This window comes from Nostoc sp. (assembly GCF_036916735.1).
Lineage (GTDB): Bacteria > Cyanobacteriota > Cyanobacteriia > Cyanobacteriales > Nostocaceae > Nostoc.
Genome location: NZ_JBALFV010000014.1, coordinates 51,255 through 65,521, shown reverse-complemented (window position 1 = coordinate 65,521; position 14,267 = coordinate 51,255). Strand labels below are relative to the sequence as shown.

Sequence of the window (14,267 nt, the reverse complement as noted above, 5' to 3'; positions counted from 1 at the left end):
TATGCTCAAAGAAAGTTAAGATTCTATTAGGTAATAATTCAATTTGCTAAGTTTTATTACGGCATTGACAGTGAAAACACTAAGCTGAACTTACTTAAGAAAGCATTCAGTTAATAGCTAAGATGTTTGCCACAGGTGTATTTATTCATTTTGAATTTTGAATTTTTATGTACGATGTCCTCGATTCTCGCTCTGTCTTAGAAGTGTTGCGACCAGTAGAAGACCCAGAACTCCGCAAAAGTCTGGTTGAATTGAATATGATTCGCAACGTGAAAATTGACGGTGGCAAGGTTAGTTTCACTTTGGTGTTAACCACTCCTGCCTGTCCTTTACGTGAATTTATTGTTGAAGACTGTCAGAAAGCGGTCAAAAAACTTCCAGGTGTTACAGATGTCAGCATAGAAGTAACAGCAGAAACACCGCAGCAAAAAAGTTTACCCGATGCCTCCGGGGGGTTAAGCCAACGCACTGGCATTTCTGGGGTGAAAAATATCATTGCTGTTTCTAGTGGTAAAGGTGGCGTTGGTAAAAGTACGGTGGCGGTAAATGTAGCAGTGGCTCTAGCTCAAACTGGGGCGAAAGTCGGCTTGCTAGATGCTGATATTTATGGCCCCAATGATCCCACCATGATGGGGCTGGCTGATGCCCAGATTACTGTGCGTTTCAGTGAAACAGGTGACATCCTGGAACCTGCTTTTAATCACGGTGTCAAATTAGTTTCAATGGGCTTTTTGATTGACCGAGATCAGCCAGTAATTTGGCGGGGGCCTATGCTCAATGGTGTAATTCGCCAGTTTCTCTATCAAGTGCAATGGGGAGAACTGGACTATTTGATTGTAGATATGCCACCGGGAACCGGAGATGCTCAGTTAACTTTAACCCAAGCAGTACCAATGGCAGGTGCAATAATTGTTACTACACCGCAAACTGTAGCCCTGTTAGATTCTCGTAAGGGATTGCGGATGTTCCAGCAGATGAATGTTCCGGTATTGGGGATTGTGGAAAATATGAGCTATTTTATACCTCCTGATCAACCGGATAAGCAGTATGACATATTTGGTTCTGGTGGTGGCTCAAAAACAGCTGCCGAATTGGGAGTGCCATTATTAGGGTGCGTACCGCTAGAGATTTCCACACGAGTTGGTGGTGACAGTGGTGTGCCAATAGTTGTTGGCGATCCAGATTCAGCTTCAGCAAAAGCATTAACAGCGATCGCTCTTACCATTGCTGGTAAAGTATCAGTTGCTGCCCTAACATAATTAATTTTAATTTCTATCAGCTTCCTAGGCTATGTCCTGGGAATACTAGGGCCGGGGATTGGGGATAAGGGAAGGGAGTAAGGCAAGCAGGGGAAGTAGAGGGGAAATAACCAATGCCCAATGCCCCATGCCCCATGCCCAATTCCCAATTCCCAACAATTAAAGCTAAAGTCTAAACTTACACAATGTTATTAAAAAGATCGCTCCCCAAAATTCGCTGGAAGTCTTGGGTTAAGCCTTGGCAGAATGTAGATTGGCTACTATTTTGTTTGCCGATTGCTGTCAGTATCTTTGGTGGTGTCATGATTCTCAGTACGGAACTGAAGCAGCCAGTAACTGACTGGTGGTGGCACTGGATGGTAGCAGGTATCGGCGTGCTTATAGCCCTGTTTTTAGCTCGCATCCGTTATGAACTCTTGATGCAGTGGCACTGGGTAACTTATGCACTAACGAACTTCAGCTTAATCGCCGTTATGATCGCTGGTACTAGCGCCAAAGGGGCGCAACGGTGGATTAGTATTGCCGGCTTTAACGTGCAACCCTCAGAATTTGCCAAAATCGGCATGATCATCACCTTAGCAGCTTTACTACACAGGCGTACTGCTTCTACCCTTGAAGGTGTTTTCCGCGTTCTGGTAATCACCGCTATACCTTGGGGATTAGTATTTTTGCAGCCAGATTTAGCAACATCACTGGTATTTGGTGCGATCGTCTTAGGAATGCTTTACTGGGCAAATGCTAACCCAGGCTGGTTAATTCTGATGATTTCTCCTGTAGTTGGCGCTATTTTGTTTAGTATATCTTGGCCTTTATCAGAGCCAATAGTTTTATTCAAAGAACTATCTTTTGGCCCATTAGGAATAGTTTGGTCATTTGCGATGGCTATTGTGGGCTGGCAAACTCTTCCCTGGCTTCGATTTAGTTTGAGTGCTATCGGTGCGTGGACTCTCAATATACTGGGTGGTGAATTAGGAGTCTTTGCTTGGAACCATGTTTTGAAAAAGTATCAAAAAGACCGACTAACTGTATTCATGAACCCAGATCACGATCCACTTGGTGCTGGATATCACTTAATCCAATCTCGTATTGCTATTGGTGCTGGCGAAATTTGGGGATGGGGTCTGTTCAAGGGGCCAATGACGCAACTGAATTTCGTACCTGAACAGCATACAGACTTTATTTTTTCCGCAGTAGGGGAAGAGTTCGGTTTTGTTGGTTGTTTGGTAGTGCTGTTTGCCTTCTGCTTAATTTGCTTCCGTCTACTGCATATTGCCCAAACTGCCAAAGATAACTTTGGTTCCTTGTTGGCTATTGGCGTTTTTTCCATGATTGTATTTCAGTTGATTGTCAATGTTGGCATGACAGTTGGTTTAGCGCCTGTGGCAGGAATTCCCTTACCTTGGATGAGTTACGGGCGTTCTGCTATGCTGACTAACTTCATTTCCTTGGGAATAGTAGAATCGGTAGCAAATTTTCGCCAAAGGCAGAAGTATTATTGATTCGTCATTGGTCATTTGTCATTTAGACTTCCCCAAAGACAAATGACTAATAAGAAGTATTAAGCTATTAAAAGGAAACAAGCGAGGCTAAAAACATGATTCTGCCTGGAGCAACTGTTCGCGTCAACAATCCCGCAGATACCTATTATCGCTACGAAGGACTCGTACAACGACTGACCGATGGCAAAGTAGCCGTATTATTTGAAGGTGGTAACTGGGATAAATTAGTTACCTTTCGCCTGAGCGAGTTGGAACTTGTAGAAACTACAGCCGGACGTAAAAAAGCCAAATAATATTTAGTTAGGAGTTAGGAGTGAGATTAGTTAAGAGTGAGATTAGTTAAGAGTTAAGAATATATGATTCTTCAACTTATCACTCTTAACTCTTAACTCATCACTCCTAACTCTTAACTCCTAACTCAGCACTCCCATGCGCCTCCCCCTACCACAGTTTGCTACTGGCGATCGCCATCCCAACCACATTGCGGAGGTGATTGAAACTACTAGTACCGAGTTTTTAGCTCAGTGTTTGGAACCTGAAGATATGAGCTTTCCCTCCATGCCACCCTTTGGTAGCTGGGTCTGTTCTGTAGATGAAGAATCAGGGAATCAAGTTTATGCTGTGGTATATTATGCCACAACTATGCCCATAGATTCCGTACATCGGGCTAGAGCTTTGGGGTTGTCATTGCAAGACTTACGCGAAGAACAACCCCAGATATTTGCCATGCTTAGAACAGAATTTCGATCTGCGATCGTGGGATTTGAACAATCTTCCCAGAATCAAGGTTATAACCAAAGAATATATCAGTATCTACCACCTCGTCCCCCGCAAATTCATCAAGCTGTTTATAGGTGTGAACCAGAAGCAATCATTAAATTTACTGAAGAACTAGATTTTTTGCGGACACTTCTTTGTATTAACGGTGCGCCAGTAGAGTCTTTGGCCGCAGCTGCCATTCGAGATATATACCAGTTACGTAAAGCTGACCGAGAATGGCTAATTAAAGCTGGACGTAGCTTAAGTGTGCTACTTAAAGACGACTATGATCGCTTGCGGTTCATTTTGAGTCAAATCCATCCGTAGGTAGTTAGTTCTAAGACAATTGCCTAGTTAGTGTAAGTTAATATATTTATTTATTTGATTTTTCCTCAGGTGGCTTCTCTATTTATATCGATTAAGGGAACTCCAAAAAATAAATTATCCAATTTCTGGACTTCACTAGGACTTTCCCTCCCCCTGCCCCCTGCCTCTAAAACGATGGGATATTTTTTTATTTGGAAGTCCCAAAGCGATCGCCCCCAAGATAATCGCGGTTTTACCACAGCCCCTTCAATTCCTACATCATGGAACTCATATCACAAGTTCTTGCTCTGGAACCAACTTCCCAAGTTCTTGGCAAGGAACCAATTGTTCCCTTTGCTATTTTGCTGGTGGTTATCTTAGTTATACCCATCATGTTTGAGCGGCTAAGATTACCAGGATTAGTGGGTTTGGTTTTCTCAGGGCTAGTACTGGGCCCTTCAGGCTGGAATCTATTTCAGTCGGACTCGCCGATGATTAACCTGCTATCAGACATTGGCTTAATTTACTTGCTGTTTATCACAGGGCTAGAAGTTGATCTAGAACAGTTTCGTCGGCAAAAAAGTCGTGCCTTCGGGTTTGCTAGTTTAACTTTCAGTTTACCCCTGGTGATGGTAACCTTAGTAGGGCTGATTTTAGGCTATGGCTGGAATATTTCAATATTAGTAGGTTCTTTATTCGCTTCCTATACTCTTTTGGCATATCCCATAATCAGCCGTTTGGGAGTAATTAATAACGAAGCTGTTACGGTTACGATTGGAGCTAAGATTTTTACAGATGTTGGCGCAGTACTTATCTTAGCCGTTTGTGTAGGCATTGTTCATACTGGAGCATTCAGCTTTGCGAAACTATTCACCTTGTCGGGTTGGTTAATTATTTACTCTGTTGCTGTTGTGACAGGCTTTGATTGGGCAGGCAAAGAATTTTTCAAACGATCTGGAGACGACGAAGGAAACAAGTTTTTGTTTGTGTTGATTTCTGTGTTTCTGGCAGCTGTAGGCGCTCAATTGATTGGGATAGAGAAAATTGTTGGTGCATTTTTAGCGGGTTTGGCGGTAAATGAAGCTGTAGGGGAAGGCCCTGTCAAACAAAAGGTGGTATTTATTGGCAGTGTGATATTCATTCCCATTTTCTTTGTTGACCTTGGCTTAACGATCAATCTACCCGCCTTTGTGAACAATGTAGACACGCTCAAGTTAACGCTGTTGATGATAGTCGGTTTGATTGCCAGTAAGTTGATTGCAGCTTTGTTCACAAAACTGGTTTACCGCTATAACTGGCAAGAAATGCTAACCATCTGGTCGCTATCACTTCCCCAGGTTACTACAACGTTAGCAGCAACGTTAGTGGGATACCGAGCTGAGTTGCTGCCAGTAGAATTATTACACAGCGTGATTGTTTTAATGGTTGTCACATCAACCTTGGGACCGTTGATCACTAGTAAAATAGCTGTTGGTTTGAATTCCTCACCCGCCGAAGATCCAACACCACCCCAACCTGACCAAAACGCACCAAAAACAGACAGTGCTTTTACTATCATCGTACCTATCTATAATCCCCACACTGAGCAGTATTTGATTGAAATGGCGGCGTTATTAGCGCGTCAGTGTAAAGGAAAAATTATACCGTTTGCGATCGCTAACGCTACCGCTCAAATGGATGCCCCACAGTTAGAAGCGTCTCTACAACGGAGTGAGCAATTATTAACAAAAGCTACGGTACACAGTCGAGGATTGGGCGTAGCCGCAGAACCAATGCTGCGGATTGATGATGCCTTTGCTCAAGGAATTAGCAGAGCTGCTCGTGAACAAAAGGCTAATTTAATCGTTATGGGTTGGGGTAAACGGACTGGGTTACGAGCGCGTTTATTTGGGAATGTGATTGATGGTGTGCTTTGGGCATCTCATTGTCCAGTAGCAGTAACACGTCTAGTAGAATCACCGAAAAAAATTCAGCGCATCTTAGTACCAGTAGAAAACTTAACAGCGCCGACATTACAGCCTGTACAATTTGCCCAGATGCTAGCAGAGGCAAATCAGAGCCATATTACTGTATTAAATGTGTGCGATCGCCGCACTAGTTCTAGTAAAATTGCTTGGAGGCGATCGCATCTCTCCATATTGGTATCTAAATTAGCTTTGACCAATGCTCCAGAAATTCAAATTATTGCTCATGAGAATGTTGCCCAAGCAATTTTGCAGGCAGCACGATTATATGATCTAGTAGTTTTACCTTTTATACGTAATCGTACCAGCCCTGGAGGATTAGCCATTAGCGATGTCACAACTCAGTTAGCCAGACAACTCACCTGCTCCATTGTCATGCTTGGAGAACCGCAACGCACTCAAACCACAAATTTAGTTATGTCTAAAACGGTTACTAGCATTACCTCTGCTGTATGATATGAGGCAGAGTTTAGTCCACTCACATGGACTTAGGCTGTGTTGGTGTAGTCTATTGGAGGGGTCGCATTGACAACAAACTTTGCAACAAATGAAAAACTCCACGCCACTTGCAAGATGGAGTTTTGGGCAGGGGAAATGGGGCATAGGGAAGAAGTTACCAATGCGCTATGCCCCAAGTGACGGGGAGAATAACCTCGTCCATCCACTCAAAAAAATTGAGTTTCCCGTTGCTTTCAATGAATCATCTGTAGGGGCGCACATTTGTATGCCCCTACAAACCTATGTATTTTATTGATACAAGAATATCCTGAAATAATATAAGTCTCTGCACTTATAATACAAAGCAGAATGTTGGTAAATAAAAAAACTTGACTATTGCAAAAACATAAGTAATTGTAAGACCTTGAAATGGGGAAAGTGTGAACTTATTCTTGCATCCAACTGAAAACATTGGTAACCGTAAAACACTTTATATTGTTGAAGATTTGATGAACTTTAGGTGGAAGACTGACAAATTTTGTTATTTTACTAGTTAAATTATTAAAGAAGCAAGTAAAAAATAACAAAAATATAACCGGAGAAAAATACGTAAATTCAACAACGCTTTTTGATTGAACTTTATTCTTTTTCTCGTTTTGTATTTTTGTCCCCAACCTGGGTAATCTAAAAGTGAGTGCAATAGCTACTGAAAATATTTGTAAATAACTGGGAAACTATGAGAATTTTGGTGACGGGTGGTGCTGGGTTTATTGGTTCCCATCTCATCGACCGACTAATGACCGATGGGCATGAAGTAATATGCTTGGATAATTTTTACACTGGTCACAAACGGAACATCCTGAAATGGTTAGATCATCCGTACTTTGAACTGATCCGCCACGATATTACCGAACCAATTCGGTTAGAAGTGGATCAAATTTATCATTTAGCTTGTCCTGCTTCACCAGTACATTACCAGTACAACCCAGTTAAAACCGTTAAAACTAACGTGATGGGAACACTCAATATGTTGGGGCTAGCTAAACGTGTGAAAGCTAGGTTTTTCTTGGCTTCAACTAGTGAAGTATACGGTGATCCAGAAATTCATCCCCAAACTGAAGAGTATCGGGGTAGCGTTAATCCTATTGGGATACGTTCATGCTACGACGAAGGTAAAAGAATTGCTGAGACTCTAGCATTTGATTATTATAGGCAAAATAAAGTTGATATTCGAGTTGTTCGGATATTTAACACCTACGGTCCGAGAATGTTAGAAAACGATGGCCGGGTGGTGAGCAACTTTATAGTTCAAGCCTTACGGGGTAATCCTTTAACCGTTTACGGTGATGGTTCGCAAACTCGTAGTTTCTGCTATGTTTCTGATTTAGTCGAAGGATTCATCCGCCTAATGAATAGCGACTACATAGGCCCAGTAAACCTGGGTAATCCTGGTGAATATACTATTTTACAATTGGCACAAGCAGTGCAAAATATGATTAATCCAGACGCGCAGATCAAATTCGAGCCACTACCTTCGGACGATCCCCGGCGCCGCCAACCTGATATTACAAAGGCAAAAACTTGGTTAAATTGGGAACCGACTATTGCTCTGCAAGAGGGGTTAAAACTAACAATAGAAGATTTTCGCGATCGCATTCAAAGCGATGTAAATAATTCAACCACCTGAGTAGCGCGTAGCGTTGCTTTAAATTTCATGCAAGCTCACCCTATCGGTAGCTGGTGTGCTTAGTGGCTGAGTTGACTGCCAGTGTTTCAGTGTAATATTGATACTTCTTTTAGAAAACTAACCCCAAGAAAAGTGAGGAGTTAAAAAATGCGTGTTTGCGTGATTGGTACTGGTTACGTTGGTTTAGTTACAGGTGCTTGCTTGGCTCATATTGGGCATGATGTAATTTGCGTAGACAACAATGAAGAAAAAGTTAAGTTAATGAAGTCTGGGCAGTCTCCAATTTTTGAGCCGGGACTCTCAGAAATTATGCAATCTGCAATTCAAGCAGAGAAAATTCATTTTACTAGCGATCTTGCTGCTGGAGTTGGCCACGGAGAAGTTCTGTTTATTGCTGTAGGAACGCCACCTTTACCCACTGGTGAAAGTGATACTCGTTATGTTGAAGCTGTAGCCCGTGGGATTGGAGAAAATCTCAATGGTGGTTATAAAGTCATAGTGAATAAATCTACAGTGCCCATTGGCTCAGGTGATTGGGTACGGATGCTTGTTCTAGATGGTATTGCTGAACGGCAGAAAGCATTAGTACCCGCAGGTGGGGTTCCGAGCGATGGTAAACTACCTGAGTTTGCTGCCGAGTTTGATGTAATCAGCAATCCAGAGTTTTTGCGTGAAGGTTCGGCAGTGTACGACACCTTCAACCCTGATCGCATTGTACTAGGAGGTAATAGTCAAAGAGCAGTAGCCTTAATGCGACAACTCTATGCCCCAATTGTAGAACGCAAGTACGCTGAGGATCACTCTTTACCCCCTGTGCCAATTCTGGCAACAGACCTGAGTTCGGCGGAAATGATTAAATACGCCGCTAATGCTTTTTTAGCCACTAAGATTAGTTTTATTAACGAAGTTGCTAATATTTGCGATCGCGTCGGTGCTGATGTCACCCAAGTAGCTAAAGGTATCGGTCTAGACTCCCGTATTGGTAACAAATTTTTACAAGCTGGTATTGGTTGGGGTGGTTCTTGTTTTCCCAAAGATGTCTCCGCTCTAGTTCACACTGCTGATGATTATGGCTATGAAGCCCAATTACTCAAAGCTGCTGTCAGTGTCAACGAACGCCAGCGAATGATTGCTTTAGAAAAACTCCAAAAAGTTTTGAAAATTCTTAAAGGCAAAACAGTTGGACTACTCGGACTGACCTTCAAGCCCGATACCGACGACTTGCGCGACGCCCCAGCCCTCAACCTAATTGAGCAGCTAAATCGACTAGGAGCCAAAGTTAAAGCCTTTGACCCCATTGTTTCCCAAACAGGTTTACGTCATGGGCTTTCTGGTGTGCTAGTAGAAACCGATGCCGAAAGATTAGCTGATGGCTGCGATGCGTTGGTACTCGTCACCGAATGGCAGCAGTTCAGCACTCTCGACTATGTGAAGATGGCAAAATTGATGGCCCACCCCGTTATTATCGATGGTCGTAACTTCCTCGACCCTGAAGTAATGATTCGGGCTGGATTCCAATATGTAGGCGTTGGAAGATAGAGATTTAGGACAGACGCGATTAATTGCGTCTGTACAGGAGTTAGGAGTTATCGCTTATCCTTAACTCCGTTCAAAACTTAAAGATTTACAGTACCGCCTAGATAATTCTAGGCGGTATTTTAATACGCTTGACTTACATGATAATTTTTTATCAAGAACTACGTGGAATACGTTCAATTTCAGCATATCCACTGAAAATAAGTTTTTTACCTTCAGTTTCTAATCGGTTAAGTCGCATTTTCACTCCATCAAGGTCAAAACGATCCAAATCGACCATATTATCTAAAATTTCTACTAGCGCCACGCTTAAGGTTTGCGAGATTTCGCGTTGTGCTTCTGGCACTTGGTCAAGTTCAATTTTTGGATCTTTGAAGGAAACTCGCCGCCGCCTTTGGATACCTAGAGTTAGGCTCATGTTCAGGGGAACAAGTTCGCCATTGTTTAAATCTGCTTTTGCTAGAAGCTGTAAGCGACTCTCTGGCAATAGCTGTACCTGTACTTCCGTAAAGGAAACTGGTTCACCACCAGATAATTCTGTCAGTGAAGGTACGGTAAGGTTAAGCAGGCGCTTTTTCACCAGTTCCGCATTAAAGGCTTGATTGATGCCTGCTTCTGATAAGATTACTTGGGCGATCGCTTGAGTAGGTTGCTTAAGACTGAGTTTGCCACTTAAAACCGAGCCAAAGTCAATGGCAACCGCATCAGTTTCAAAAGACATCTCCTCTACCGCGAAATCTTTCCGAATCACCAAGCCACGACCGCTCATCTTGAAGCTATCAATGCTGCCTTGCAAAAGCTTGCTGGAGGGGTAGCAGCGCACAAAGACTTCTACTGACTCGCTTTGGCTAAACAGGTGGCGAATCGTTTGGCTAGCGACCGTGTTGAGCATCCGCTCTCCCCAATCTGTACCTTTAGGATCTTGTAAACCAGTAAGTCCGCCGAACATGTGGTTTTGGGTCTCTAGAAGTTCTTTGTACTTTTGTAACAAACTGTGAAGAATACAGCAAGCGATCCCGTGATTAATTGTGCTGATGGGTAGGTATAGGATGGCTGATGGTTACAAGGTCGCTGTATCAGATGTTACTTTAAAGCTAGTGATGGGAATAATTAAACTAGGTTATCGGTAAGATTCTCACCAATAGTAATTATGATACAGCTAAACATTCTAGAACATGCCAAGCAGGGTGATACAAATGCGATTAACACTCTAGTAAGTCAGTGGTTAAATTTACCCAAAGTTACGCCAAAAACTAGTTTAAAACAAAATTGTCTACAGAAAATGCTGGAATCATTTGAAGTTCCAGTACAACAGTTGGTAGTCCCACTTATTTGTGATGGATTAATTAATTTAAGCATCCAATCTTTTAAAAATGTCAAAATCTACAGTAGAGTAACAGGCGAGGATTTTCCAGATTGGTAACAGGAAATTGAGATAGAAGCACTAGTAAATTCACATGTATTAACATCTAAAATAAATATTGAATATTCAACTTCAATTGCGATTAATAAAAGCAAAACAGATAATAAATTAACTGTAAAAGAACCATCTTTTTGGAATTTATTATTTGAAACAGTAGCAGGAACAGCCGAAGTAGTTGGCAGTGCTGCTGTTCAAGCTGGGCAAGCTGTTGCAGGAGCGGCTGTAGATATTGGCGGTCCGATTGGTGGCGCAGCTTTTCAGGCAACATAAATAGCAGGGCAAGCACTAGCAATTGTTGGCAATAATCCCCAATTGCAAGTAGCAATAAAATCTCTAAATAAAGATTGGTTAAATCCTTTAATTGAACAGGTTGATTTAGTGAAAGCTGAGGCTGCTGTGAGAAAGTTACAGCAAGAACATCCAAGCCCTTTCGATTTTGCAGGTTAACAAGCTCAGGAATATCTGGATTAGTAAATATGTGGTGACTGCCATTAACCCGTGATAGAGAAAATCCAAAAGCCTCAACCAAAGTCACCAGTTCATTAAATTGAATATTTTTAGAGCTAGAAATAACTTTCTTTAACAATTTACGTTTTTTCGACATTTATACACTTTATCATCACAAAATCAAAAGCGTGTAGATGCAAAGCAGCTTGTGATTATACATCGCTATATTTCTCAGCAACCGAGTATCGCCACCAAAATCCGAAGCAAGTCTTCTATATCAGCAGGAACACGATATAAATTCAGGTCTTGAGTTATTTGTTTAGTTTCTCGATTCAATAGACCAAATTGCCAAATATCCCCTGTAGAAACAGCCCCTTGTAAATTTACCTCTTGAGAGTCAGTCCACGCATCAATAGCAATCAGTTCTACCGCAAGCTGAGTAAAACCCCTTGCCAGATCAGCATTTTTAGCTTCTACAACTAAAAGCTTACGGTCTGCATGAAGATAATAGTCAAGGGAACCTTTTAACTGTTCTGTAACTATAAGAGGATATTCGATTCTAAGTTGAGCCTGAGTGTAATGAACAACATCCAATAAAATTGGCGCAATTAGTAACTCTCTACGGGCTGCCTCACTAGTCAAACTAATATATGGTAAACTCTCTTCAATTCTAGATTTGAGATTTGCGAGTCTGTCTAATTCAATGCTGGATTTTTGTAGATTAAGAGAGGAACGTTTTAAAGAATAGCCAAATTCAGCCAGTATATCTTCTGGCTCAAATGACATCTCAAAATAGCTTCTAAAAGTATATGAGTGATTTGATTGAAGAATGGGAATTTTGCTCATAGCTGCATAATTCATAATTGAGTTTTTTAACATACCATCAGATTTTCAAACGGATACTGATTTTTCCAACGGTAAGCATTAAAATCTCTGAAATCTATAGACAAAATTCTTCCATGCCTCAGATGTTCTGCCAAAACTACTAAGGAAGCATCGGCAAGATCCATTGGTAAGTTCCCATATTTTTCCATCAGTTCACAAATGCGCTTACCATGATGGGTTTGCAAATCAAAAGCCGTAAATACCCTTAAAAATAAGTTATTAATGAAACTTAATTTTGCGTGGTTTCCCATCTTTGTTAGCAGTAGATAGCAAGTTTCTGTAACAACAATCCAAGTCGTAATCAGAGGTTCGTTGACATTGGCAAGTACTGTTATTGCTTGAGTGTGGTACAAGTCATTTCGATTTGCTAAGGCTAACCAAAAGCCAGTATCAACGATAATCATACTTAGCTTTCAAGCTATCTCTCAAAATTAATTTGTAATTTACAGACAAATCCGAATCTGTATGACCACAACCAATAAAACCTGTTTGGGTCAGCATGAACAACGCGTTCTTTTGCTCCTGTTGAAGCTGCTGGTAATACAATTCAATAGCAGACTTAATCACATCTGTTACTGCCTGATTAGTCTGCTGTTGAATGTAAGCTAGTTTGTTAGCATACTCTTCATCTAATCGCGCATTAATTCGCATTGTTAGGTTCGTTTGTCATACAATTTGTATGACAAAAATAACATATCTCCTACCTCGTCAACAACTTCCGCCGCAGATTATCCAACGCTGCATTTGCGCTAACATGACGAATTAGAGCGCGTCCTCGTACTGTACCAAACTGATATTCAAAACTTGTCACTTCATCTTTTGGCCCAGCCAAACCAACGTAAACTAAACCCACTGGTTTAGTATCCGTCCCTCCAGTTGGGCCAGCAATACCAGTAATACTTAATCCCCAAGTTGTTGCAAGGCGGGTTTTGACTCCAATTGCCATTTGCTGTGCAACAGTAGCACTTACCGCCCCAAATTTATCTAAATCTTCTGGGTTAACCCCTAGCAGCCCAACCTTCACCGAATTGTCATAAGAAATTACTCCACCCCAAAAGTAATCAGAACTTCCAGAAATCTCAGTCAACATTTGCCCTAAACCACCACCAGTACAAGATTCTGCCACCGAAAGCGTTTCTTTTAATGCCCGCAACAACTGACCAACTACGGAAGCAAGAGTATCATTATTAATCCCGTAAAAATCCAGTCCGGCAATTTCTGTAAGTTGTTTCTCAATGGGCGCAATTAAGGCTTCTGCTGCTGCTTCTGAAGTTGCTTTAGCAGAAACTCGCAATCTTACTTCCCCCTTACCTGCATAAGGGGCCACTGTGGGATTTGGCAACTTCAAATAGGATGCAACTTTTTCGGCTAAAGCCGATTCACCAATACCCCAAAACTTTAGACTCCGGCTGTAAATAATTTCTTTACCCCAACCTTGACTTTTGAGAAATAGGACGGCTGTTTCTTCCCACATCAGGTGCATTTCACTAGGAACACCGGGAAAGGTAAAAATCGTGATTTCAGGACGGGGTTGCCAAATGATACCGGGTGCTGTTCCAGTGGGGTTTGGGAGAATTTCTGCACCTTGGGGAATTAAAGCCTGCTTGCGGTTACTTGATGACATAACCCGACCACGTTGCGCGAATTTCTGGGTTATGTCTTCAATGATGTCAGAGCGTTCTACCAACGGGACTTTAAAAAAATTGGCGATCGTTTCGCAGGTGAGGTCATCTGGTGTTGGGCCGAGTCCACCAGTGAAAATGAGAATTTGCGCTCTGGAAATAGCAATTTCTATAACTTGCTTCAACCGTTCTGGATTATCCCCAACCACTGTTTGATAGTAGTGGGGAATTCCGAGTTGCGCTAATTGTTGCGCCAAAAATTGAGCATTGCCGTTGAGGATATCTCCTAGTAGCAATTCTGTACCAACACAAATAATTTCTGCACTCATTGGAAGGAATAGTTAAGAGTTAGAAGTTAGGAGTTAGGAGTTAGAAGTTAGGAGTTAGGAGTTCAAAACTTAAAACTCATCACTCTTAACTCTTAACTCCTAACTAATTATCA

General features: G+C 41.8%; 15 protein-coding genes. 8 read left to right on the top strand and 7 right to left on the bottom strand.

Annotated elements, in window-relative coordinates:
- Positions 1–167 precede the first annotated feature (167 nt).
- The 4 genes from V7L20_RS03590 (at position 168) to V7L20_RS03575 (ending at position 3,844) form a co-directional block, all read left to right on the top strand.
- Positions 168–1,259: an Mrp/NBP35 family ATP-binding protein gene (locus tag V7L20_RS03590; protein WP_334742748.1), complete on the top strand. Its 1,092-nt coding sequence runs from the start codon at positions 168–170 to the stop codon at positions 1,257–1,259.
- Between the two features lie 185 nt (positions 1,260–1,444).
- Positions 1,445–2,758: a rod shape-determining protein RodA gene (gene rodA, locus V7L20_RS03585; protein ID WP_334742747.1), complete on the top strand. Its 1,314-nt coding sequence runs from the start codon at positions 1,445–1,447 to the stop codon at positions 2,756–2,758.
- 95 nt (positions 2,759–2,853) lie between these two features.
- Complete coding sequence (locus V7L20_RS03580; RefSeq protein WP_069070957.1) at positions 2,854–3,051, top strand: NAD(P)H dehydrogenase subunit NdhS; 198 nt, start codon at positions 2,854–2,856, stop codon at positions 3,049–3,051.
- A gap of 136 nt (positions 3,052–3,187) precedes the next feature.
- Positions 3,188–3,844: an HAS-barrel domain-containing protein gene (locus V7L20_RS03575; protein ID WP_334742746.1), complete on the top strand. Its 657-nt coding sequence runs from the start codon at positions 3,188–3,190 to the stop codon at positions 3,842–3,844.
- 65 nt (positions 3,845–3,909) lie between these two features.
- Here the strand turns inward: V7L20_RS03575 and V7L20_RS03570 are convergent, their stop codons facing one another.
- Positions 3,910–4,083: a hypothetical protein gene (locus V7L20_RS03570; RefSeq protein ID WP_334742745.1), complete on the bottom strand. Its 174-nt coding sequence runs from the start codon at positions 4,081–4,083 to the stop codon at positions 3,910–3,912.
- 21 nt (positions 4,084–4,104) lie between these two features.
- Here V7L20_RS03570 and V7L20_RS03565 point away from each other — a divergent pair, with 21 nt between their 5' ends.
- From V7L20_RS03565 to V7L20_RS03555, 3 genes are all read left to right on the top strand, one after another.
- The gene (locus tag V7L20_RS03565; protein WP_334742744.1) at positions 4,105–6,243 is read left to right on the top strand and encodes a cation:proton antiporter domain-containing protein; all 2,139 of its coding nucleotides are present in this window, start codon (positions 4,105–4,107) and stop codon (positions 6,241–6,243) included.
- Between the two features lie 718 nt (positions 6,244–6,961).
- Positions 6,962–7,912 carry a UDP-glucuronic acid decarboxylase family protein gene (locus tag V7L20_RS03560; RefSeq protein WP_334742743.1) on the top strand — a complete coding sequence of 317 codons (951 nt, stop codon included), beginning with the start codon at positions 6,962–6,964 and terminating at the stop codon, positions 7,910–7,912.
- A gap of 147 nt (positions 7,913–8,059) precedes the next feature.
- Positions 8,060–9,451, top strand: coding sequence for a UDP-glucose dehydrogenase family protein (locus V7L20_RS03555; protein WP_334742742.1), 1,392 nt, complete (start codon positions 8,060–8,062; stop codon positions 9,449–9,451).
- A gap of 151 nt (positions 9,452–9,602) precedes the next feature.
- On the opposite strand, the gene V7L20_RS03550 is transcribed toward V7L20_RS03555, so the two are convergent.
- Complete coding sequence (locus V7L20_RS03550; RefSeq protein WP_334742741.1) at positions 9,603–10,397, bottom strand: LmeA family phospholipid-binding protein; 795 nt, start codon at positions 10,395–10,397, stop codon at positions 9,603–9,605.
- Positions 10,398–10,598: 201 nt separating this feature from the next.
- Here V7L20_RS03550 and V7L20_RS03545 point away from each other — a divergent pair, with 201 nt between their 5' ends.
- Positions 10,599–10,871: a hypothetical protein gene (locus tag V7L20_RS03545; protein WP_334742740.1), complete on the top strand. Its 273-nt coding sequence runs from the start codon at positions 10,599–10,601 to the stop codon at positions 10,869–10,871.
- Between the two features lie 82 nt (positions 10,872–10,953).
- Here the strand turns inward: V7L20_RS03545 and V7L20_RS03540 are convergent, their stop codons facing one another.
- From V7L20_RS03540 to V7L20_RS03520, 5 genes are all read right to left on the bottom strand, one after another.
- Complete coding sequence (locus tag V7L20_RS03540; protein ID WP_334742739.1) at positions 10,954–11,475, bottom strand: type II toxin-antitoxin system HicA family toxin; 522 nt, start codon at positions 11,473–11,475, stop codon at positions 10,954–10,956.
- Between the two features lie 74 nt (positions 11,476–11,549).
- Entirely contained in the window at positions 11,550–12,164 is a 615-nt protein-coding gene (locus tag V7L20_RS03535) for a hypothetical protein (protein WP_334742818.1), read from the bottom strand.
- A 26-nt stretch (positions 12,165–12,190) separates the two neighbouring features.
- Positions 12,191–12,607, bottom strand: coding sequence for a PIN domain-containing protein (locus V7L20_RS03530; protein ID WP_334742738.1), 417 nt, complete (start codon positions 12,605–12,607; stop codon positions 12,191–12,193).
- Positions 12,594–12,854: a CopG family transcriptional regulator gene (locus V7L20_RS03525; RefSeq protein ID WP_334742737.1), complete on the bottom strand. Its 261-nt coding sequence runs from the start codon at positions 12,852–12,854 to the stop codon at positions 12,594–12,596. The genes V7L20_RS03530 and V7L20_RS03525 overlap by 14 nt, the downstream gene beginning before the upstream one ends.
- A 49-nt stretch (positions 12,855–12,903) precedes the next feature.
- Complete coding sequence (locus V7L20_RS03520; RefSeq protein ID WP_334742736.1) at positions 12,904–14,154, bottom strand: competence/damage-inducible protein A; 1,251 nt, start codon at positions 14,152–14,154, stop codon at positions 12,904–12,906.
- Positions 14,155–14,267: the final 113 nt, after the last annotated feature.

Coding starts and splice junctions, on each gene's coding strand:
- V7L20_RS03590 (WP_334742748.1), top strand. CDS start 168: ATGTACGATGTCCTCGATTCTCGCTCTGTCTTAGAAGTGTTGCGACCA.
- rodA (WP_334742747.1), top strand. CDS start 1,445: ATGTTATTAAAAAGATCGCTCCCCAAAATTCGCTGGAAGTCTTGGGTT.
- V7L20_RS03580 (WP_069070957.1), top strand. CDS start 2,854: ATGATTCTGCCTGGAGCAACTGTTCGCGTCAACAATCCCGCAGATACC.
- V7L20_RS03575 (WP_334742746.1), top strand. CDS start 3,188: ATGCGCCTCCCCCTACCACAGTTTGCTACTGGCGATCGCCATCCCAAC.
- V7L20_RS03565 (WP_334742744.1), top strand. CDS start 4,105: ATGGAACTCATATCACAAGTTCTTGCTCTGGAACCAACTTCCCAAGTT.
- V7L20_RS03560 (WP_334742743.1), top strand. CDS start 6,962: ATGAGAATTTTGGTGACGGGTGGTGCTGGGTTTATTGGTTCCCATCTC.
- V7L20_RS03555 (WP_334742742.1), top strand. CDS start 8,060: ATGCGTGTTTGCGTGATTGGTACTGGTTACGTTGGTTTAGTTACAGGT.
- V7L20_RS03550 (WP_334742741.1), bottom strand. CDS start 10,397: ATGTTCGGCGGACTTACTGGTTTACAAGATCCTAAAGGTACAGATTGG.
- V7L20_RS03545 (WP_334742740.1), top strand. CDS start 10,599: ATGATACAGCTAAACATTCTAGAACATGCCAAGCAGGGTGATACAAAT.
- V7L20_RS03540 (WP_334742739.1), bottom strand. CDS start 11,475: ATGTCGAAAAAACGTAAATTGTTAAAGAAAGTTATTTCTAGCTCTAAA.
- V7L20_RS03535 (WP_334742818.1), bottom strand. CDS start 12,164: ATGAGCAAAATTCCCATTCTTCAATCAAATCACTCATATACTTTTAGA.
- V7L20_RS03530 (WP_334742738.1), bottom strand. CDS start 12,607: ATGATTATCGTTGATACTGGCTTTTGGTTAGCCTTAGCAAATCGAAAT.
- V7L20_RS03525 (WP_334742737.1), bottom strand. CDS start 12,854: ATGCGAATTAATGCGCGATTAGATGAAGAGTATGCTAACAAACTAGCT.
- V7L20_RS03520 (WP_334742736.1), bottom strand. CDS start 14,154: ATGAGTGCAGAAATTATTTGTGTTGGTACAGAATTGCTACTAGGAGAT.